19 protein-coding genes are annotated in these 21,651 nt (G+C 56.2%); 10 read left to right on the forward strand and 9 right to left on the reverse strand.

Annotation, left to right across the window (positions count from 1 at the left end; genetic code table 11):
* Positions 1 to 31: 31 nt before the first annotated feature.
* Both cysQ and nudE read right to left on the reverse strand, forming a co-directional pair.
* Positions 32 to 859, reverse strand: a complete 828-nt coding sequence (gene cysQ, locus AB4P91_RS03940; protein ID WP_150593855.1) for a 3'(2'),5'-bisphosphate nucleotidase CysQ — start codon at positions 857 to 859, stop codon at positions 32 to 34.
* An 11-nt stretch (positions 860 to 870) separates the two neighbouring features.
* Positions 871 to 1,437, reverse strand: a complete 567-nt coding sequence (nudE, locus tag AB4P91_RS03945) for an ADP compounds hydrolase NudE (RefSeq protein WP_150593854.1) — start codon at positions 1,435 to 1,437, stop codon at positions 871 to 873.
* 88 nt (positions 1,438 to 1,525) lie between these two features.
* Between nudE and yrfG the strand changes: the two genes are divergently transcribed.
* Positions 1,526 to 2,188 carry a GMP/IMP nucleotidase gene (gene yrfG, locus AB4P91_RS03950; RefSeq protein ID WP_150593853.1) on the forward strand — a complete coding sequence of 221 codons (663 nt, stop codon included), beginning with the start codon at positions 1,526 to 1,528 and terminating at the stop codon, positions 2,186 to 2,188.
* 92 nt (positions 2,189 to 2,280) lie between these two features.
* Here yrfG and lysM read toward each other — a convergent pair whose 3' ends face one another.
* Positions 2,281 to 2,721 carry a peptidoglycan-binding protein LysM gene (gene lysM, locus AB4P91_RS03955; RefSeq protein WP_042557154.1) on the reverse strand — a complete coding sequence of 147 codons (441 nt, stop codon included), beginning with the start codon at positions 2,719 to 2,721 and terminating at the stop codon, positions 2,281 to 2,283.
* Between the two features lie 139 nt (positions 2,722 to 2,860).
* Here lysM and AB4P91_RS03960 point away from each other — a divergent pair, with 139 nt between their 5' ends.
* The 4 genes from AB4P91_RS03960 to AB4P91_RS03975 all read left to right on the forward strand — a co-directional run bounded on the left by AB4P91_RS03960 (position 2,861) and on the right by AB4P91_RS03975 (position 7,843).
* On the forward strand, positions 2,861 to 3,748 hold the full coding sequence (locus AB4P91_RS03960) for a LysR family transcriptional regulator (protein ID WP_150593852.1): 888 nt from the start codon (positions 2,861 to 2,863) through the stop codon (positions 3,746 to 3,748).
* A gap of 92 nt (positions 3,749 to 3,840) precedes the next feature.
* Positions 3,841 to 4,680: a formate dehydrogenase accessory sulfurtransferase FdhD gene (gene fdhD / locus AB4P91_RS03965; protein ID WP_395604354.1), complete on the forward strand. Its 840-nt coding sequence runs from the start codon at positions 3,841 to 3,843 to the stop codon at positions 4,678 to 4,680.
* Positions 4,677 to 7,025: an FdhF/YdeP family oxidoreductase gene (locus AB4P91_RS03970; RefSeq protein WP_150593850.1), complete on the forward strand. Its 2,349-nt coding sequence runs from the start codon at positions 4,677 to 4,679 to the stop codon at positions 7,023 to 7,025. Before fdhD ends, AB4P91_RS03970 begins: the two co-directional genes overlap by 4 nt.
* A 338-nt stretch (positions 7,026 to 7,363) precedes the next feature.
* Positions 7,364 to 7,843: a glycine zipper domain-containing protein gene (locus AB4P91_RS03975; RefSeq protein WP_150593849.1), complete on the forward strand. Its 480-nt coding sequence runs from the start codon at positions 7,364 to 7,366 to the stop codon at positions 7,841 to 7,843.
* Between the two features lie 72 nt (positions 7,844 to 7,915).
* Here the strand turns inward: AB4P91_RS03975 and AB4P91_RS03980 are convergent, their stop codons facing one another.
* The 4 genes from AB4P91_RS03980 to AB4P91_RS03995 all read right to left on the reverse strand — a co-directional run bounded on the left by AB4P91_RS03980 (position 7,916) and on the right by AB4P91_RS03995 (position 12,574).
* Complete coding sequence (locus AB4P91_RS03980) at positions 7,916 to 8,347, reverse strand: acyl-CoA thioesterase (RefSeq protein WP_395604355.1); 432 nt, start codon at positions 8,345 to 8,347, stop codon at positions 7,916 to 7,918.
* A gap of 152 nt (positions 8,348 to 8,499) precedes the next feature.
* Positions 8,500 to 9,726, reverse strand: coding sequence for a 3-hydroxyacyl-CoA dehydrogenase NAD-binding domain-containing protein (locus AB4P91_RS03985; protein ID WP_395604356.1), 1,227 nt, complete (start codon positions 9,724 to 9,726; stop codon positions 8,500 to 8,502).
* 227 nt (positions 9,727 to 9,953) lie between these two features.
* Positions 9,954 to 11,888, reverse strand: a complete 1,935-nt coding sequence (locus tag AB4P91_RS03990; protein WP_395604357.1) for an ATP-dependent DNA helicase RecQ — start codon at positions 11,886 to 11,888, stop codon at positions 9,954 to 9,956.
* Positions 11,889 to 12,070: 182 nt separating this feature from the next.
* Positions 12,071 to 12,574, reverse strand: coding sequence for a polysaccharide deacetylase (locus tag AB4P91_RS03995; protein ID WP_150593845.1), 504 nt, complete (start codon positions 12,572 to 12,574; stop codon positions 12,071 to 12,073).
* 292 nt (positions 12,575 to 12,866) lie between these two features.
* On the opposite strand from AB4P91_RS03995, the gene AB4P91_RS04000 reads away from it, so the two are divergent.
* The 5 genes from AB4P91_RS04000 (at position 12,867) to AB4P91_RS04020 (ending at position 18,941) form a co-directional block, all read left to right on the forward strand.
* Entirely contained in the window at positions 12,867 to 13,190 is a 324-nt protein-coding gene (locus tag AB4P91_RS04000; protein ID WP_395604358.1) for a hypothetical protein, read from the forward strand.
* Between the two features lie 391 nt (positions 13,191 to 13,581).
* A complete protein-coding gene (locus tag AB4P91_RS04005) occupies positions 13,582 to 13,881 on the forward strand; it encodes a hypothetical protein (RefSeq protein WP_150593843.1) in 300 nt (99 codons plus the stop codon).
* Positions 13,882 to 14,193: 312 nt separating this feature from the next.
* On the forward strand, positions 14,194 to 14,688 hold the full coding sequence (locus AB4P91_RS04010; RefSeq protein ID WP_150596776.1) for a helix-turn-helix domain-containing protein: 495 nt from the start codon (positions 14,194 to 14,196) through the stop codon (positions 14,686 to 14,688).
* Positions 14,685 to 15,950, forward strand: a complete 1,266-nt coding sequence (locus AB4P91_RS04015) for a type II toxin-antitoxin system HipA family toxin (protein ID WP_395604359.1) — start codon at positions 14,685 to 14,687, stop codon at positions 15,948 to 15,950. Before AB4P91_RS04010 ends, AB4P91_RS04015 begins: the two co-directional genes overlap by 4 nt.
* A gap of 408 nt (positions 15,951 to 16,358) precedes the next feature.
* Entirely contained in the window at positions 16,359 to 18,941 is a 2,583-nt protein-coding gene (locus AB4P91_RS04020) for a DEAD/DEAH box helicase (protein ID WP_395604360.1), read from the forward strand.
* A 57-nt stretch (positions 18,942 to 18,998) separates the two neighbouring features.
* Here the strand turns inward: AB4P91_RS04020 and AB4P91_RS04025 are convergent, their stop codons facing one another.
* Complete coding sequence (locus tag AB4P91_RS04025; RefSeq protein ID WP_047299301.1) at positions 18,999 to 20,540, reverse strand: phosphoenolpyruvate carboxykinase; 1,542 nt, start codon at positions 20,538 to 20,540, stop codon at positions 18,999 to 19,001.
* 181 nt (positions 20,541 to 20,721) lie between these two features.
* Entirely contained in the window at positions 20,722 to 21,624 is a 903-nt protein-coding gene (gene hslO / locus AB4P91_RS04030; protein WP_150593840.1) for an Hsp33 family molecular chaperone HslO, read from the reverse strand.
* Between the last annotated feature and the right edge of the window lie 27 nt (positions 21,625 to 21,651).

Raw genomic sequence — 21,651 nt, forward strand, 5'->3', positions numbered from 1 at the left:
GGCTGGGGTGAGGGCTTTTCCGGGGCTGGCTCTAACCTCGGGCCAACTCCAACAACCTCGCCCGCCACGCCGCCTTCGCCGGCAGCGCCAGAAAAAACTCATTCAGCAACGATTCCCGCGCCGGATAACAGAACGCCTCGCCCTGCAAATCCAGCACCTCACCGCCCGCGCCTTCCAGCACGCCTTGGGCCGCCGCCGTGTCCCACTGCGAAGTCGGCGCCAGTCGCGGATAGCAATCCGCCGCCCCTTCGGCCAACAGGCAAAACTTCAACGAACTGCCAATATTGGCCAATTGCAGCTCACCCAGGCTCGCGCTCAACCCGGCCAGCAAGCGCTCCTGCTCGGGACTGGAATGCCGACGACTGGCCACCACGGTGAACGCTTCGCCCGGCCCCGGCACGTCACGCACCTGAATCGCAACCGGAGTACCGCCCGCGTCACAGCGCCAGGCACCGAGCTCGGCGCCACCGACGTAGAAACGGCCGTTGGTCGGCATCGACACCACACCGAATACCACGCGACCGTTTTCGATCAACGCAATATTGACGGTGAATTCCTCGCTGCCGCTGATGAACTCCTTGGTGCCATCCAGCGGATCTACCAGCCACCAGCGCTGCCAGCCGGCGCGTATGCTCTGCGCAATACTGGCGTCCTCTTCGGACAGCACCGGAATACTCGGATCCAGCGCGACCAATCCGTCCACAATCACGTGGTGCGCGGCCAGATCTGCAGCGGTCACAGGTGATTCATCGGACTTGGCGGTGACTTCAACGCCTGACCGCCAGAACGGCAAAATTGCCTCGCCAGCCTTCAATGCCAGCGCAATCACTGGCGCCATCAACGGATGGGGAAAGTTCATCAATTGCTCACTCATAGTTGAAAGGCACCGCGCTGGCTCAGCAAATCACGCGCCAGGTACAACGCCGCCAAGGCACGCCCTTCGGTGAATTGCGGATTCAACGCCAGCGCCGACAGTTCACGCAGGTTGACCTTGTCGACCCGCATTTCCTCAGGCTCGTCGCCCTCCAGACGTTCTTCGTACAACTCAGTGGCCAGCACCACCTGAATCTTCTGGCTCATGTAACCGGGTGACAGCGACAGTTCGGTCAGATGCTCCAGTTGCCGCGCGCCAAAACCGGCCTCTTCCTTGAGCTCACGCTCGGCCGCCGCCAGCACGTCTTCACCGGGTTCGATAAGGCCTTTGGGCAGGGACAATTCGTACTCGTCAGTACCGCCGCAGTATTCCTCGACCAATACAGCGTGCTCGGCATCAAGCATTGCCACGATCATCACCGCGCCGTATCCGGCACCCTTGCCCACCAGACGTTCGTAGGTGCGTTCCACACCGTTGGAAAAACGCAGCTTGAGCTCTTCGACGCAAAACAGGCGACTGGTGGCGACGATCTCGCGGGCAAGTACGGTGGGTTTCTGGCGCATGCAAAGCTCCTTGGCGTGAACGCGCTACTATAACGCGGCTTTCCCGATTGTTTACGTCGGATATCTTTCTACCGCTCGAGACGTTGCCATGCCTTCATTACCTTGGTCCGACATCGATACCGTTCTTCTGGACATGGACGGCACGCTGCTGGATTTGCACTTCGACAACCATTTCTGGCTGGAACACCTGCCCCAGCGCTACGCCGAACTGCACGGGGTCAGCCGCGCCATGGCCGAGATGGAGTTGCAGCCGTTGTTCGAGCGCCATGCCGGTCAGTTGCAGTGGTACTGCCTGGATTTCTGGAGCAGCGAACTGAGACTGTCAGTGCGTGAACTGAAGCAAGAGACCGCGCACCTGATCGCCTTGCGCACCGACGCCGACACCTTTCTTGAAGCGATAAAACGCGCCGGCAAACGGGTGATCATGATCACCAATGCGCACCGTGATTCGCTGTCGTTGAAGCTGGAGCGGATTGAACTGGCGCCCTATTTCGAGCGATTGATCAGCTCGCATGACTACGGTTTTCCGAAGGAAAATCCGCAATTCTGGGATGCGTTGCAGGCGGACATCGGCTTCGATCCGGCGCGCAGTCTGTTCATTGATGACACCTTGCCGATTCTGCGCAGTGCGCGGGATTTTGGCGTGGCGCACCTGTTGGCCGTCAAAGAGCCCGACAGCCGAAAAGGTCCGAAGGACACCGCCGAGTTTGCCGCAGTTGAAGACTACCGCGACCTGGTCACAGGCCTCTGATACCGAGTTGCCCTATTCGCGAGCAGGCTCGCTCCCACTTGAAACGCAATCCTATGTGGGAGTGAGCCTGCTCGCGAAAGCGTTATCCGCAATTACTCAGGAATACGCAGCGTCTGCCCCGGGTAGATCTTGTTCACATCTTTGAGCATCGGTTTGTTGGCTTCGAAGATTTTTTGATACTTGTTGGCATCGCCGTAAACACGCAGGGAAATTGCACTCAGCGTGTCACCCGACTTGACCACCACAAACTGTGCAGCAGTCACTACCGGGCCGGTCACAGTGATCTGGTCATCCACACTGCCCACGCCTTCGATATTGCCCACGGCCAGCAGAATTTTCTCTTTCTCTTCCTGACTCGCCACTTCGCCGGTCACCGTGACCTTGTCACCGTCGACCGTCGCTTGAACATTCGGATTGCCCAGCCCGACCTTGCTGATGTGTTCCTTCAATTGCTCACCGGCATTGGCATTGCCCGGGGTCAGCAGATCGATCAGTTTTTCACCGGCTTCTTTCACAAAGCTAAAAAGACTCATGGCGCACACTCCTTGATTTGGGTTCCAGACGTCAAAGCCTAGACCACCGATGACAACCCCGGTTCCAAGCCGACCAATGACCCTGTCACCCCACAAGCGTTAGAATCGCCCACCCCCGCCCACACCCTTCGGAGCGAAGATGGACATCAAGCAGCTGAAATTCCTCATCGCCCTCGACGAAACCCGTCACTTCGGCCAGGCCGCTGCGCGTTGTCACATTACGCAACCGACCCTGTCGATGCGCCTGCGTAGCCTCGAAGAAGAACTCGACCTGCCGTTGGTTAACCGGGGTCAGCGGTTCGAAGGATTCACCGCACCGGGCGAACGGGTGCTGGCGTGGGCACGCACGGTGTTGGCGGCGTATGACGGCTTGCAAGCGGAAGCGGCAGCGTGCCGCGGCAATCTGGTCGGTACATTGCGCATGGGCGTGGTGCCGCTGTCGAGTTTCGATGCGTTGCCGCTGATGCAGCGTCTGCACGGGCAGCACCCGAACCTGCGTTTTGAATTGTCAGCGCTGAGTTCCGAACAGATCCTCGAACAACTGGCGAACAACCGCATCGATATCGGCGTGTCCTATCTTGATCGGCTGGACAGTGAGCGCTTCGAATCCCTGGCGTTCAGCGAAACCCGCATGGGATTGCTGTATGACCAGCGTTTCTTCTCCTTCGGCGAAGCACCGTTAACCTGGGAATCGCTGATCGAACTGCCCCTGGGCATGCTCACCAGCGGCATGCACTTTCGCCAGTCGATCGACCACAATTTCCACAGCCGTGGCCTGACGCCACAGACGCTGCTGCAAACCGATGCCGTGCATCAATTATTACAAGCTGTGCATGGCGGGTTCTGTTGCGCGGTGATGCCGTTGGACGGCGGACTGGAAAACCTCACCGATGATCTGCGTCTGCAGCCGATTGAAAGTGCCCAAACCCTCGCCCGGCTGGGGTTCATCATGCGCCGGGGTGCCCCACGCTCAGCGCTGGCCGAGGCCTGTTTTGCGCTGTATCAAAAATCGCCAGGCGAGTCTTGATCGACGGCATCTATCGGTAGATCAACATTAGCGATTAGACGCGACATCTTGCCGCGCCTAGTCTTAACGTTGATCAAACCGTTGGTGATGCCATGAACACCAAGCGCCCAGCCTGCGCGGCGCCCGCACGCGAAACGCCCGCGCCTGCTGCCAGCCAGACATACAGTTACAGCGATCTGCCTCTTGAGGAATCGGCCAGCACCGCGCTGGCCGAGGAAGTGGCGTTGGCGATCGCCTACAACGGCATCAGCCAGGCCGTCATGCTGGTGACCCCGACGGACCTCGAAGACTTCATCGTCGGTTTCAGCCTCGGCAGCGGCATCATCGAAGACGCCAATGAGATCTATGACCTGCAACTGACTGGCGCGGGTTCGGCGCAATACGCGCAAGTGACCATCGCCAATCGTGCGTTCTGGAATCTCAAGACCCAGCGTCGGCAACTGGCAGGTACCAGCGGTTGCGGACTGTGCGGTGTTGAAGCGGTGGAACAGGCGCTGCCTGATCTCAAGGTGTTGCCCGGTGCGCCGTTGCCGCCGAGTGCATGGCTCGACGGTCTGCGCCAACGCATCGGCGCCTTCCAGCCACTGGGCCAGCATTGCGGTGCGGTACACGCGGCGGTTTTCATGAATGCCAGCGGCGAATTGCTGCTCGGGCGCGAAGACATCGGCCGCCACAACGCTCTCGACAAACTGATCGGCGGGCTGGTCCGCCAGGAGATAGCCACGGATGGCGGCCTGGCGATTGTCACCAGCCGTTGCAGTCTCGAATTGATCCAGAAAGTTTTGCGCGCCGGCATCCAGACTCTGGTCAGCCTGTCCGCACCGACGGGCCTTGCCGTGCAATGGGCCCGTCGACACAACCTCAATCTCATCCACCTGCCGCAGAAAAATGCGCCGCGGGTGTATAGCCCCGCGATGGAGAATCAAGCGTGAGCCAACATCATCAAGCCGACCAGAAACCTGTCCCGCGCTACAAGCCCTACAAAGGCGCAGCCGGCGGTTGGGGTGCCCTGATCAGCGTGGCCCAGGCCTGGTTGACCAGCGACAATGCGCTGAAAAACCTGCGCATGATGCTCAAGACCAACCAGAACGGCGGCTTCGACTGCCCGGGTTGCGCGTGGGGCGATTCGCCGGAAAGCGGCATGGTCAAGTTCTGCGAGAACGGCGCCAAAGCGGTGAACTGGGAAGCAACCAAGCGTCGGGTGGATGCAAAGTTCTTCGCCAAACACAGCGTTACCGCGTTGCTGGAGCAGAGCGACTACTGGCTCGAATATCAGGGTCGTCTGACCGAGCCAATGGTCTACGACGCCGAGACCGACCGCTACAAACCGATTGCCTGGGACGACGCCTACGCGCTGATCGCCAAACACCTGCAAGGCCTGTCGAGCCCGGATCAAGCCGAGTTCTACACCTCGGGTCGCGCCAGCAACGAAGCGGCGTATCTGTATCAGCTGTTCGTGCGCGCCTTCGGTACCAACAACTTTCCCGATTGCTCGAACATGTGCCACGAGGCCAGCGGCGTGGCGTTGGCGCAAAGTGTCGGTGTCGGCAAAGGCACCGTGACGTTCGATGACTTCGAACACGCCGACGCGATTTTCGTCTGGGGCCAGAACCCCGGCACCAACCATCCGCGGATGCTCGAACCCCTGCGTGAAGCCGTGAAGCGTGGCGCTCAGGTGGTGTGCGTCAACCCGCTCAAGGAGCGTGGCCTGGAACGTTTCCAGCACCCGCAGCACCCGATTGAAATGCTCACCAACGGTGACAAACCGACCAACACCGCGTACTTCCGCCCGGCATTGGGTGGCGACATGGCGCTGCTGCGCGGCATGGCCAAGTTCCTTCTGCAATGGGAACGCGACGCGCAGAAGGCTGGTGAGCCAGCGGTGTTCGATCACGACTTCCTCAATGCACACAGTGCCAATGTGCTGGAGTATCTCGGTGTCGTCGACGACACGCCGTGGGAACAGATCGTCGAGCAATCCGGCCTGACCCTGGTCGAAATCGAACAAGCGGCGCGCATGTACGCCACAGGCAAAAACGTGATCATGTGCTGGGCGATGGGCATTACCCAGCATCGCCATTCGGTGCCGACCATTCAGGAAATCGCCAACCTGATGCTGCTGCGCGGCAACATCGGCAAACCCGGCGCCGGTCTGTGCCCGGTGCGCGGTCACAGTAACGTGCAGGGCGACCGCACGATGGGTATCAACGAGCGTCCACCCGTGGCGTTCCTGGATTCGCTGGAGCGTCGCTTCCAGTTCAAGGTGCCACGTCACAACGGGCACAACGTGGTCGAGGCGATCCACGCCATGGCCGAGGGCCGCGCCAAGGTGTTTATCGGTCTGGGCGGCAACTTCGCCCAAGCCACACCGGACAGCCCGCGCACGTTCGAGGCACTGAGCAATTGTGACCTGACCGTGCAGATCAGCACCAAACTCAACCGTAGCCATCTGGCTCACGGTAAAGACGCCTTGATCCTGCCGTGCTTCGGTCGCACCGACATCGACATCCAGACTGAAGGCGCGCAAGCGGTCACCGTCGAAGACTCGTTCAGCATGGTTCACGCCTCCAACGGCCAGTTGCAGCCGCTGTCGAACCAGATGCGCTCAGAACCGTCGATCATCGCTGGCATCGCTGCCGCGACCCTGGGCAGCAAACCGGTGGACTGGAACTGGCTGGTGGCCGATTACGGGCGCATCCGCGAGCTGATCGCCGACACCATCCCGGGCTTCAAGGAATTCAACGAAAAGATCAAGAATCCGGGTGGTTTCTACCTCGGCAACAGCGCCGGTGCACGCAAGTGGAACACGCCGTCGGGCCGCGCCAATTTCCGCCCGAACCTGCTGCCTAAAGATCTGGTCCACGAACGTACCCGCGCCACCGGTCAGTTGCCGGATCTGATCCTGCAATCGATGCGCTCGCACGATCAGTACAACACCACGATTTATGGCCTCGACGACCGTTATCGCGGGGTGAAGGGGCAGCGCGATGTGCTGTTCGCCAACGAGGCCGACATTATTCGCCTGGGCTTCCGTCCGGGGCAGAAGGCTGACATCGTGTCGATCTGGGACGATGGGCGCGAGCGTCGGGTGAAGGGCTTCACACTGCTGGCGTTTGATATCCCTGCCGGCCAGGCCGCTGCGTATTACCCGGAAGTGAATCCACTGGTGCCGCTGGAAAGCACTGGCGACGGCAGCCATACGCCGACCTCGAAGTTCATCGCGATCCGCTTGGAAGCGGCGAGTGAGACCGGGTTGATCATGGCCAGGTCTGCTTAAGCTTAAAGAGTGACTGGACTGGCCCCTTCGCTCCCACATTGGATCGCGTTCCTTATGCAAGAATGCGCTCACTGTCGGAGCGAGCCTGCTCGCGAAAACGGCCGGACATTTAACGCACTACTTCGCCCCTGCACTTTCCCATCGCCCACAAAAAAGGCCGCTTTTTCACAAAAGCGGCCTGTCCGAAGTAATTAAAGACCGGCGAAAATCGCTTAAGTTCCGCTGCTAAAACAGTAACTTGCGTAATTGTATACACGTCGTGTTATTCGTCGGATTTCGATTGTCACGCGTGTTACACAGCCTCAGGATCGGCGCCGTCATCCCTTTGAGGCTCCTCTATGAAGTTCTCCTCGATTCTCTTGTTGTCCCTTGGCCTGGTCAGTGGTTTTGCGTCCGCAGGCGGCACCACCGAAGCAGGTGTGGGCGGCGCATTGGGCGGGGTTCTTGGCTCGGTCGTCGGTCAGTCTTTAGGCGGCAATACAGGTTCCACCATCGGCGCAGCCTTGGGCGGCGCGGGTGGTAGCGCGGTCGGCGCAGACAAACGCAGCCGTGGCGAAGCCGCCATCGGCGGTGCGTTGGGCGCAGCCGGCGGTAACGTGGTTGGCCGCAGCGTGGGCGGCACTACCGGCAGCCTGATCGGTTCGGCAGCAGGTGGCGGCGCCGGCGGCGCGCTGGGTAACTACATGGGCAACAAGAGCGATGACGATGATCGTCGCTATGATCGCCGTCACGACGACCGTCGCTACTATCGCGACCGTCACCCGGGACGCGGCCACGCCTACGGTCACCGCAAGCATCACAAGTATTACCGCGACTGAGGCGCCCGGAGCACCTCGTTAGCCGGTAAAGCAAAAATCGCAGCCCTCGGGCTGCGATTTTTTTTGCCTTTTTCACACCACCAATCTTTCCAGCGCAGCGCGCAACCCGGCAGGAATCGGCACTGGCTGATTGCTCGCCCGATCGACGAAGACATGGACGAAACGCCCCGCCGCACAGGCTTCGCTTTCGCCGACCTTGAACACCGCCAATTCGTACTGCACCGAACTGTTGCCCAACTTGCCGACCCGCAAACCGATCTCTATCAGATCCGGGAACGCGATCGAAGCGAAGTAATCGCACGCCGAGCTGACCACAAAACCCACAACGTCGCCGTCATGGATATCCAGACCACCGACCTGGATCAGGTAGGTATTCACAGCCGTGTCGAAGTAGCTGTAATAAGTGACGTTATTGACGTGGCCATAGGCGTCGTTGTCATGCCAGCGCGTGGTGATGGGCTGGAAATGCGGGTAGTCAGTGCGTTGAGGGGTCGGGTTGGACATCAATTTTCGATTCCTGAAGGTAAGTGGCCAGTCTGATTAAACAGCGTATCGCTCCCACAAGGTTCTTCAGTGAGGTCGGGATCTGCGAACCACACAAATCCCCTGTGGGAGCGAGCCTGCTCGCGAAGGCGCCAGCACAGGCGCCACGTCATTCAGCGGTCAGCAAACCCCTTGCCCTGCGCCGCCAACTCACCCATCAGCCTTGCCGGTTTCCACTGATCACCCTGCCGCGTCTCCAGCGCCAGCAGCCGTTGATGAATATCTGCAAGCCCCTGCTGATCCGCCCAGGCCATCGGCCCGCCCTTGTCCGCCGGAAAGCCATAACCGTTCAGGTACACCAGATCGATGTCATGCGCCGACTCGGCGATGCCTTCCTGCAGAATCTTCGCGCCTTCGTTGACCAGTGCCAGCAGGCAGCGCTCGAGAATCTCCTCCGGGCCGATTTCACGGCGCTGGAAACCCAAACCCTCACTGACACGCAACACCAGCGCATCGACCTCAGGGTCATGCTCTGCCTGACGACTGCCCGGCTCGTAGTGGTAATAACCATTACCAGACTTCTGACCGAACCGGCCCATCTCGCACAAGCGGTTATCCACCTGAACTTCCGGGGCATCCTGGCCCTTGCCGGCCAGCTCACGCGCACGCCATTCCAGATCAATGCCCACCACGTCGTACATGCGGAACGGCCCCATGGCGAAACCGAATCCCTGTAACGCCGCATCGACCTGCTGTGGATAAGCGCCTTCAAGCAGCATCTTGCGTGCCTCCAGCACATACGGATGCAGCATGCGGTTACCGATAAACCCGTGGCAGTTGCCCGATACCACACTGACCTTGCCCATGCGCTTGCCCAGTACCAGCGCAGCGTCCAGTGCTGCCGGCGAAGTCTGCGCACCACGAACGATTTCCAGCAGTTTCATGATGTGCGCGGGGCTGAAGAAATGCAGGCCCAACACTTGCTCAGGCCGCTTGGTGGCCGCAGCAATTGCATCGATATCCAGTGCCGACGTGTTGCTCGCCAACAGCGCTTGCGGCTTCAGCAGGCCATCCAGTTCACGGAAAATCTTCTGCTTCAGTTCGAGGTTTTCGTACACCGCCTCGATCACCAAATCGGCATTGCGGATCGCCGCGTAATCCGCCGCGGCGCTGACCCGGGACAAACGCGCATCAGCCTCGGCCTGATCAATCCGGCCCTGACGCACGTTATGTGCATAAGTCTCGGCCACGGTTGCGAGCGCCTGCTCGAGCATCTGTGGATTGGTGTCCACCCATTGCACCGTCACACCGGCATTGGCCAGACACATGACAATGCCACGCCCCATGGTGCCCGCACCGATCACCGCTGCCTGCTGAATATCGAAAGATGTCTGGCTCATATTGTTCTCTTGTTGGCGATCCAAAGACTGGTCTCACCATAGTCAGCCAACGACACTTTTTGAAGTTTATTACCGTGATGATCGATATTCAGCGGATGGATGCAGCTCTCTTTGATCACCACAATCCCTGTGGGAGCGAGCTGGCTCGCGAAAGCGGTGTGTCATGTAAAGAACGGTCGACCGATACGAAGCCTTCGCGAGCCAGCTCGCTCCCACAGGGTTTGTGTTCAGTCGAGCAAATGGTTGTCAGCCCAACGGCGCACCTCGGCGTAGGGATAGTCTTCCAACGCCGCATACCCGGAAATCGTCCGGGCCTTGAGCTTGGTAAACAGCGGTACGCTGATCCCGCACAGAAACCGCGTCAGTCGTTCCGCTGTCGGGACGTTGCCGGTGTGCTGCTCGTGCTTGTGGATAAAGTCGCCGCACAGCGCTGTAAAGTTTTTATCCACAAGCGGCGGCAATGGCGGGGGTTCCGGCAACCGCGCGACCTGCCCATGACACACCGAACAATGCCCGCAGCGCTTGGGTGCATTGTGGTCGCCGAAATACTCGGCCAGGCGATAACCCAGGCAGCGCTCAGTGCCAAACACCTCAAGCATCGCGTGAATTCGCGCGACTTCGGCCTGCTCGTGGCGGGTGAAGTATTCATGCAGTTCAGCGCTCAACACGTCGCTGTCAAAGTCGCTCTGCAGCACACTGTAGACCTCGGTCATCTGCTTGCTTTCAAGCTCGACCCAGCCCTTCTCCTGGAAATAATCCAGTGCCTTCACCACCCGATTTCGCTCTGCCGAATATTGCGTGTACATCGCCTCGAAACTCACGGTTGCCCAGGTTCGCGCACGGCTCGACGTCTGGATGATCGCCGCGACAAACTCCCTGCGTTCGCCCTCGAAACGTTCAAGCAGCGCATCCGGCTCCAGCAAGTATTTGAAACGGTATTCGGCGTAGTACGCGTAGCGCGGCGCGATAAGGCCGCGCAACTCCAATTGCACCAGCAATGTCTTGAGCGGTAACGCGCGGATATTGCTTTGATCCGCGAGCGGACCGAGCAGAAATTCCCACTGCCCTTCCGGCACCGAGGCTTTCAACTCATCGAGCACATAGCGGATACCCTCGCGCTCCGGTGTGTCGCCGTAAACGAAGTTTTCCAGCACGTTGAGGCTGTCGCGATTGGCCAGCACCAGACAATCCGACGGCTGCCCGTCACGCCCCGCGCGGCCTATTTCCTGGCTGTAGTTTTCGATGGATTTGGGCAGGTCGAAGTGCACCACATTGCGGATGTCGCTCTTGTCGATGCCCATGCCGAAAGCGATGGTCGCGACGATGCAATTGGACTGCCCGGCCATGAAGCGTTTCTGGATCGCCTCGCGCTTATCGTGGGGTAAACCGGCGTGGTAAGCCTCAGCCTGGATGCCGTTACGCTCCAGGTGCTCGGCAATGTGTTCGGCGGTTTTCTGCAAGGTGACGTAGACAATGCTCGGCTGACCCGGACGCTCAGCCATCCACTCCACCAGGCGCCGACGCTTGTCCTGGCCGCGCACCGGTTCCACCAGCAGATTGAGGTTGGGCCGATAGAAACCGGTGGTCACCACGTCTTCGGCTGCGATGGCAAATTTAGCCTGCATGTCGGTGATGACTTTCGGCGTTGCCGTGGCAGTCAGCAGCAAGGTTTGCGGGATGTTGAACTGCCGTTGGTAGTCCGGCAGCTTGAGGTAGTCCGGGCGGAAATTGTGCCCCCACTCGGAGATGCAATGCGCCTCATCCACGACCAGCAGCGAGATCGGCACCTGCTGCAAGAAGTTGCGGAAGCGTTCGTTTTTCAGCCGCTCCACGGAGATCATCAGGATCTTCAATTCACCTGATCGGGCGCGAGCCATCACGTCATTGGCATCATCGCGGCTCTGCGCCGAATCAATACTGCCCGCCGCAATGCCATGGCGTTGCAGGAACGCCAATTGATCCTGCATCAACGCCAGCAGCGGCGAGACCACCAGCGTCAGATTCGGCAGCATCAGTGCCGACAATTGATAGCAAAGGGACTTGCCGGAACCTGTGGGAAAAATCGCCGCTGCCGAGCGTCCGGCCAACACCGCGCTGATCGCGGCCTCTTGTCCGGGTCGGAACTGTGGATAACCAAAAACCTGTTCCAGGGTGTTGTGCATTCGCTGTCACTCCTTTGACTGCTGCCATGCCAATAGCCTAGCGGGCGATCGCAGCGAGTCGAGAAAAGGTCGGGGGCCAAATCGATACGGAATGATACAGCGATTCACCTGAACGCCACGGTCCCTGTGGGAGCGGGCTTGCCCGCGAAGAGGCCCGCACTAATGACACAAAATCTAAACGTTCACGGCCGCAACATTGCCACCCGCAGTTGCTCATTCAACCTCTGCTCGTGCACGCCCAGGCTCTTGCTCGCCCATAGCGCATGGGCCGGGCTGATGTCGCCGGTGAACGCTGCCGCCAATTGACGCAGATCGGCAACACTGCGTACCTGTGGGCAAAACGGTTGTTCAGCACAGTCCTGACTGGCGTTGCGATAAGTGCCCAGCAAGTGATCCCACAAACCATCACGCAGTTGTCTGATCGACTTCAACTGCACTTTCGGCACACCCAGCTTCTGCTTCAAACCCGACTCGTCCAACGCTTCGCTGGCGAGCAAGGCTTTGCCGAACATCAACACCTCGGCGCGCGACGCCGTGTCGACATTCGCCTGGCTGGTGAGCGCGTCCGGCCATCCGGTGCGATTCAAATGATCGAGTACCAGCGGATTGCCAACGTCGGCGGACATTGCCAAACGACAACCACTGGCCCACAGCAATACGATCGAGGCCATTCGTAGCCAGTTCATACCTAATTCCCTTTAAGCGCGTATCGGACGTTTGGAAACGTCCCACAGATTCTGGCGCGCACAATACAGCGGTTTACCGCGAAACGCCTGACAAACCTGTAGGAAAAATTCCGTCTAAGGGTTTTGCCCTGAAAATCCCTGGAAAACATGTAGGGCAAATACCCGAACCCCGGTAAACCCCCTACAAACGCTGTCCATCCTGGCTGTCTTGTCCCACGGCGCAGCGCCCTCTTATAGTGGCCGACGCGACTGAATCCCGCCGTAGCGATCTCTCAAAGGACAGGCTTGATCCATGAATCCACCTCAACTCCCCCTCAACCGCTACCGCCGTTTGAAAACCTGCTACAGCGACAAGCCGGTGCTGGTCATCGATACAGAAGCCTGTCATGAAGATTTGCTGAATGCCGCGCAACAGAGATTGGGCGCCGCCAACAATCTTCTGGAAACTCTGTACTGTCTGTGTTTCAAACAAGCAGACGTCAAAGACATCCCGAACATTATCAATGCGCTGTACTTATTGACTCAGGATGGCTGCGAACTGCTGGAGGTTGCCAAGTTTAAAATCGAACACCCACGAGCAACCAACAACCCTCTTGAAAACAACCCGGCACTCTGAATCCCGCTGTTCACATCCGCCGACAGATAAGCGCGCTCGTTTAAAACTGTTGATGGAACAGCAGCAATGACCTATCAAATCTCCGTCCCGTTCCTACAAGGGCAGACTCCTTGTCTTCTATCGCCGCCCTGTAGCTCGTCTCTATAGTCGTGACTGTCGCTGCCAAATCAGCGGCTCGGGTTTGGTCACCTGAAATTGAGAGAGAGAAACTGCGCATGCGCTTGTATGCTTGCCGCGATCTATTGCGCGGCACGCTTTATGGCGGCTGTGTTTGGGACGCTTCGGCGTACACAGAGTTCTCTCTCTCTGGTTGACCAACCCGAACACAGTCGCCTCCCATCGTTTGGTCATGATGGCGGCGGCTATTGGAACGCCCATAGAGAGAAGAACAATGAAAGCATGGAACCCGCTCACCCCCGATCGCTACCGCCCACTCGAATCCAACCTCACCGACACCAAGCCCCTGATCATCGACACAAACGCCAACCCGCAAGACATCCTCGAATGCGCGGTCCAGCGTCTACGCGCCTCCGCCGATCTGCTACGCACTCTCTACTGCCTCAGCTTCAAACAAGCCGACGTCGAAGACATCCCCCACATCACCCATGCCCTCTATCTGCTGACGCAGGATGGCTGTGACCTGCTGCAAGTCGCGCAGCAGCAGATGCTCAATTGGAAGGCTCCAGCCTGAAATTGAGTGATCGTATCGCTCTTATGCACTCTGTAAGAGCGATCAACAAATCGGTAACCAAACATGGGAGCAACCATGAGCAAATTCTTTGATGAACTGATGCCAAGCGTTCTCGAAAAATACCGGCAAAAACCGGACTGACTCGTGGAAGCGCTAATATTTAAGTGGCAGTATTCTAGCTATATGAACCGAAAACAGATGGAATAATGCCACTTAACTTCGTTTTTCACGGATCTTGCAGCAAACAGCGTCCTTCAGCTTAAGTGCTATTATTCTGGCAGTTAAGGTTTAAAAATGAAGGAATACTGCCACATGGCCAAGAAAACAGCACCGCTTTTGCCCTCCACTGCTCGGCTTTTAGTCGACCTTGGTGAACGACTGAAGCTGGCTCGCCTACGCCGCAAATTGACGGCCAAGCAAGTCGCCGAAAGATCAGGCATGTCGCTGACAACCTTGCGCCATCTGGAGTCAGGCGGTTCAGGGGTAACCATCGGGGCCTACCTGTCGGTCATGCAGGTGCTGGGGCTGGAAAAGGACCTGAACAAACTGGCTGCAGCCGATGAAATGGGTCGCCAATTGCAGGATGCGCAGTTAATGCCTGCAACACGATCCGCAGCCAAAAAGCCCCAGCGAGTGCGAGCAGCCAGCGCGGTAAAAAAGGGCTCACCCGAACACGTCGGGACTTCAAACGTTATCGATGCCGCCACTACCACGAAAATCCCGGCTGACTTCCCATTCAGCACACACTCACTCTCCAGCCTTTTGAACAAGAAGAAAAAGGCTGATCCCCCAACAGGTGAAGAATGACGCTGATTGCTGTTTATGCGGACTGGGAATCCTTGAAAGGCGCCAGACGCCTCGGATTTCTGCATGTGAGGAAAACACGCAACACCAACGTGTTCGAATTTGAGTACGACCCGAAAGCGTTGGCCGATCCCGAGTTGAGTTCCATAACTCTAGACCCGCGCATCGGCCCCTTCGAAGGCCGCCAATTCCCCGGCGAACATCAGAGCCGCTTTGGCGTATTTGCAGATTCAAGTCCTGATCGCTGGGGACAACTGTTGATGAAACGCCGCTTGGAAAGGGACATTCGTGACGGCTTGATTCCCAAGGACAGCAAGCTGTTCGAATCCGATTACCTGCTTGGCGTACACGACCTTTTCCGTGTCGGCGCCCTTCGGTACAAACTCAATGACGAAGGCAACTTCCTCGACGACCGCGACGGCATTGCCGCTCCACCCTTTGTCGAGCTGCGCGCGTTAGAGCAGGCAAGTCTCGCCCTGGAAAACGACAGGGACAACACAGCCAGCGAGGGCCGCGAATGGCTAAGAATGCTCATCGCACCGGGCGGCTCACTGGGCGGCGCCAGACCGAAAGCCAGCGTCGTCGACGAGTTCGGCCAACTATGGATCGCCAAATTCCCAAGTACGAGGGATGACTACGATGTTGGTGGTTGGGAATTTGTAGTAAACGCTTTGGCGGTCAACTGTGGTCTACGTGTTGCCACCGCCATGGCCCGACGCTACGCAAGCGATCACCACTGCTTCCTGGTGAAGCGTTTCGACCGAACCGAACGCGGCGGCCGACATCACTTCGCATCAGCCATGACCATGACCAACCGCGTCGACGGCGACGACGCCTCAACCGGCGCCAGCTATCTTGAGTTGGCGGAAGTCATCATGGAACACGGCTCGGAACCCAACGCAGATCTTCGTGAGCTGTGGTCGCGAATTGTCTTCAACATCCTCGTATCCAACACCGACGACCACCTCCGCAACCATGGTTTTGTTCTGGATCCTGGTCGAGGGTGGCGCTTGTCGGCAGCGTATGACATGAACCCGGTGGCGCATGCGGATGGGTTGAAGCTGAACATCACTGATTCTGACAATGCGCTGGATTTGGAACTGGCGAGGGAAGTGGCGGAGTATTTTCGAGTTAGCCGCTCGGATGCTGAAAGCATCATTAAGCATCTTCAAGAAGTGGTTAGCCAATGGCCGAGATTGGCCGCGGCAATTGGGTTGTCCAGGCAAGAACAGGAAACCATGACGCCTGCATTTAAGAATTGGTGATCTTGATACGAATAGTCGAGCATTCAATTCTATGTAATCCAGATAAAACCTTACGAGTACTTCTAGCCTGAAGAGAAAGTACAACCACACTCCTACCAAATACCGCGTCATTAGCTCCATCAGCGATACTGATTGATCATGGCGCGAGCCCTCTCGATCAAACCGCCAGAGCACTCATAACGCCGATGGAGCCGATGAATTGACGCTCAACGTGCTCGCGGGAAGAATAATTTCGAATTGGATTTGAGAAAACCGAAATCTATAACTACATTTAATCTTAGGAATAAGTCCATCAAGCTTAGCTTTGAATCTTACTGACATTTGAAAAGTGCACTGAGGGTAAATCCACCGAATCATCCATCAGACTTCTGACTTTAATTCAAACCGTTAACAAAATGGAATTTTGAAATGGCATTTAAAAAACAAACAAATGTAACGCTTTCAGTTACGACGCCTGAGTCAATGCTGCATGATATAAGAACAAAAAAGATCGAAGGTCCTTTAGCGAGACAAGCTGATGTTTGGAGGGAATATACAGACAAGGCATTAGAAAAACCGGACGTAGCTATAAGACTTCCTACAGGCAGTGGGAAAACCTTAGTTGGAATTGTGCTTGCTGAATGGCGCCGGAGAAAGTTTCAAGATAGAGTCGTATATTTGTGCCCAACAAATCAATTAGTACACCAAGTAGTCAAACAAGCCCGTGACATTTATGGAATTGATGTCGCTGAATTCACCGGCGCCAAACAAGACTATTCATTTGAGTCAAAGAATTCGTATCGACGAATCGAAAAAATCGCCGTTACATCCTATAGCGCGCTATTCAATACAAACCCGTTCTTTGAAAACCCGGACGTAATAATCCTAGATGACGCCCACTCCTGCGAAAACTATATCTCTTCAATGTTCTCCCTGCTTATCGACAGAAAAAACAATTCGAGCACTTACAACGCTCTAGTAACTTTGCTCGACGGCCACAAAGATACACCCAATCTAACAAGAGCTCAAAGAGAACTAGACCTCCAATCTCTTAGCTGGTTGGAAAAAATACCTACAACTACATTTTACAAGTTAAAAGATCAAATCATAAATCTATTAGATATCGAAACAACGGATAATTCATTATATTATCCATGGTCATTATTGAGAGATCATATTCAAGCCTGCCACTGCTATATTTCAGCAACTCAAATTTTAATTAGACCAATAATTCCTCCAACCCACACCCACGTTCCTTTTAGTGACGCAAAGCAAAGAATTTACATGTCAGCCACCTTGGGGAATGGCGGAGATCTAGAGCGGATAACTGGCAGAGCTAATATTTATAGATTGACTCCAGAATCTCAAACTGATGAACAAGGCATAGGAAGACGCTTCTTTATCTTCCCTGAAGTTTCACATGATGAGACCAAGACAGAAGACTTAATCGAGAAATCTCTATCTATCTTTGGTAGAGCTTTGTTTATAACGCCTAGCGACAGAGCAACCGAAGACAGGAAGCAAAAGATACAAAAACTTGGAAAATACACACTATTCGGTGCAAAAGAGATCGAGGCATCAAAAGAGGATTTTACAAGCTGTACCTTTGCAGCTGCCGTAATTGCAAATAGATATGACGGCATGGATTTCCCTCATGACGAATGTCGTCTGCTAGTGTTAGAGGGACTTCCAAAGTCTGCCAACTTACAAGAAAAGTTCTTAATGTCAAAAATGGGATGTGGCGTACTATTAAATGATCGAATTCAAACTAGGATCGTACAAGCTGTAGGACGCTGCACTAGGGCCAATAGTGATTACGCGGCTGTTATTGTAAAAGGCAACGAATGGTTAGATTATTTGCTAACAAAGGATAACACCCAATATCTTCATCCTGAAATACAAGCTGAAATTGACTTTGGAGAATTTCAATCATCTGCGGAGATCTCTGACATAGTGGAAAATCTCCTAGCATTTAGATCTCAAAATGATGATTGGGTTGAAGCGAACGATTCCATCGTTCAAAACAGGAGTAGTAAAACTCGCAAAACCCCCGTGGAAATGGCGGAGCTAGAAAAGTCAGTGACGTTTGAAATCAAATACTTAAATCATCTATGGAGGGCTGATTATCTTTCTGCATTTGATGAATGCAGGAATATCTTGGGAGTAATAAAACACCCTAATTTAAAGGGGTACAGGGCATTATGGAATTATCTTGCTGGCTCGTGCCTGAGCATGGCATTCGAAGCAAAACAGATTTCTGAAGATACTAGTAAGGATTACTACGCAGAAGCCATGAAAGCGACCATGGCTATTCTATGGCTTGTAGATCTAGCAAAATCCGCCGGAGTAGAACTATCTCAATTCAACACCCAAGATCCTTACCTTCCCAAAACAGTTGAGCGCCTAGAAAATCATCTGCTTAGTTTTGGCGTAAAAAATAACAGTCGATTCAATAGAAAACATTCCGAAATAATAAGTGCCTTAGCAAGTTCGGAGGCACAAAAATTTGAACAAGGTCAATTTGAATTAGGATTAATGCTTGGCTGCGAGGCAGGTAACACTGAACTCAGAGCAGCACCAGATCCTTGGTGGCTGCTTAGCAATGACTTGTGCATCGTATTCGAAGATCATACAAACGCTACTAATGATGTTCTGTCAGTGGAGAAAGCACGACAGGTATTTTGTCACGACAACTGGATTAGAGAAAATGTGGGTGGTGTACACGAAGGGACGGAGATAATAAAAGTACTGATTACTCCCGTGAACCACGTATCACCCGGAGGGGCTGAACACTTAAAAGATGTTTTCATCTTGAAGCCTGACGCATTCAGGGATTGGGCCGCCCGCGCACTAGGAACCATAATTGAGATTAGAAAATCCTTAAGACAAGAAGGCGACCTAGATTGGAGGGCCCAAACAATGGCTACATTAGAGGCGCAACAATTAACTCCTCTTTCGATAAGAGATTTTTTCAAAACTAGAAAAGCTCAAAGCGAGTTAAAAGAACAATAGTTCCCTCACCCACAAAAAAGCCGCCCCAAGGGGCGGCTTCTTCATTCACGACAGATCTTACAACTTCGGCCCAGCAGCCTTGATCGCGTCGCTCACTTCGAACTTCTTGAAGTTCTCGATGAACAGACCGGCCAGTGCTTTTGCGGCTTCGTCGTATGCAGCCTTGTCAGCCCAGGTGTTGCGTGGGTTCAGCAGACCGGTTTCAACGCCCGGTACGGCCAGTGGCACGTCGAGGTTGATGGTGTCCAGGTGTTCGGTTTCGGTGCCGATCAGGGCGCCGCTCTGAATCGCTGCGATCACCGCGCGGGTGGTCGGGATGTTGAAGCGTTTGCCGACGCCGTAGCCACCGCCGGTCCAGCCGGTGTTGACCAGGTAAACCTTGGAGCCGAAGCCGCGGATGCGCTTGATCAGCAGTTCTGCGTATTCGCCGGCCGGGCGCGGGAAGAACGGTGCGCCGAAGCAGGTGGAGAAGGTCGACTTGATGCCGCTGCCCGAACCCATTTCAGTCGAGCCCACCAGTGCGGTGTAACCAGACAGGAAGTGGTAAGCCGCTTGTTCTTCGTTGAGGATCGACACTGGCGGCAGGACACCGGTCAGGTCGCAGGTCAGGAAGATCACAGCGTTCGGCTCGCCACCGAGGTTGTGCTCGGAACGCTTGGCAACGTGTTCCAGCGGGTACGCAGCGCGGCTGTTCTGGGTCAGGCTGACATCGGCATAGTCAGCGTGTTTGGCATCGTCGATGACGACGTTTTCCAGCACAGCGCCGTGCTTGATGGCTTTCCAGATGACCGGCTCGTTCTTCTCGGACAAGTCGATGCACTTGGCGTAGCAGCCGCCTTCGATGTTGAAGACAACGCCTTCGCCCCAGCCGTGTTCGTCGTCACCGATCAGGTAACGGCTTTCGTCGGCGGACAGGGTGGTCTTGCCGGTGCCGGATAGACCGAAGAACAGGGTCACGTCGCCTTCTTCGCCGATGTTGGCAGCGCAGTGCATTGGCAGCACGTCAGCGGCCGGCAGCAGGAAGTTCTGCACGGAGAACATGGCTTTCTTCATCTCGCCGGCGTAACGCATGCCCGCGATCAGCACCTTTTTCTGTGCGAAGTTGATGATCACGCAACCGTCGGAGTTGGTGCCGTCACGCTCAGGCACGCACTCGAAATTGGCGACGTTGAGTACTTGCCACTCATCACGGCCAGCCGGGTTGTACTGGGCCGGGTTGATGAACAGGCAACGACCGAACAGATTCTGCCAGGCAGTCTGGGTGGTCATTTTCACGGCCAGGTAGTGATCTTCAGCCGCGCCTACATGCACGTGGGAAACGAAGTGCTCTTGCGCGTTGTTGAAGGCTTCTACGCGAGCCCACAAGGCATCGAACTTGTCGGCCGGGAACTTGCGGTTGATCGGGCCCCAGGCGATAGCGGCCTGAGTGGAAGGCTCTTCAACGATGAAACGGTCGACTGGCGAACGGCCGGTGCGATGACCGGTGCGAACAACCAGAGCGCCGGTATCGGCAAGCTCGCCTTCACCGCGGTTCAGGGCTTCTTTTACCAGATCATCAACACTCAGATCGGTGTACACGGCGTTATTGGCTTGCGTCATGAGGTTCCCCGTCGGCCAGTGGCCGAGTGTGCTCCAAACGTTTTGTAGTAGAAAGTCGTGCACTACTACCGCGAAAAAAGTGGGCCGGATTATGCCAGAAAAGCCCAAAAAGAGTAGGGCCCTCCCGTCGTAACGGCGTAATTCCGTCGTTGAGCAGTGAATTTACCTGCGCTGAACCGTTTTAGTGCCGGGTATCTGACGGCGTGTCGACGCCCGCACCTGCGAACAATTGAGCGATATCGGCCGCATCAAACAGGTAGCGCTCGTTGCAGAACTGGCAATCGATCTCGACGGTACCGCCCTGCTCGGCCACCAGTGCCTGCGCATCTTCCAGACCCAGACTGACCAGCGCATTGCCCGAGCGTTCCCGCGAGCAGCTGCAGTGGAATCGCAGAGGTTGCACATCGAACAGGCGCACCTGCTCTTCATGATAAAGGCGATGCAGCACGGTTTCGTTGTCCAGGCTCAACAGTTCATCGGCGCTCAGGGTGCTGGCCAACGCGGTGATGTGCTGCCAGCTGGCGGCGCGATCTTCTTCGTCTTTCAGGCGATCGGCCGGCAGTTGTTGCAACAACATGCCACGGGCGCGACGACCGTCGGCGAACAGCTTGAAGCGGGTACCGACCTGCTGCGACATGACGAAATAGTTGGTGAAGCAATCGGACAGGGTTTCGCCATCGAGGTCGACGATGCCCTGATAGCGCTGGCCAACAGTCGGGTCGACGGTCAGGGCCAGGACGCCGTTGGGCATCAAGTCGCTGAGGGTCGCATCCGCCGAGACCTGATCGGCGTGGTAACGCGCCAGGCCACGGATTTCACGATCGCTGGAGCACTCGATCATCAACATCGGGATCGGGCCTTCGGAACGCGCCTGCAGAATCAGCAAACCGTCGAACTTCAGGGTGCCCACCAGCAACGAGGCCGCCGCCATCAATTCGCCCAGCAGTTGCGCAACCGGTTCCGGGTACGGGTGCTTGGCGAGGACTTCGGCGTAGCTGCGCTCAAGCGCTACCAGTTCGCCGCGAGTATCGCTGTCATCGAAGATGAAGCGTTGGGTGTAATCGGTATCCGGGAGATCGGTCATAGGTTTGGGTATCTGAATTGATGACAA

It is taken from the genome of Pseudomonas sp. B21128 (assembly GCF_044218865.1).
In the GTDB taxonomy this organism is placed as follows: domain Bacteria; phylum Pseudomonadota; class Gammaproteobacteria; order Pseudomonadales; family Pseudomonadaceae; genus Aquipseudomonas; species Aquipseudomonas iridis.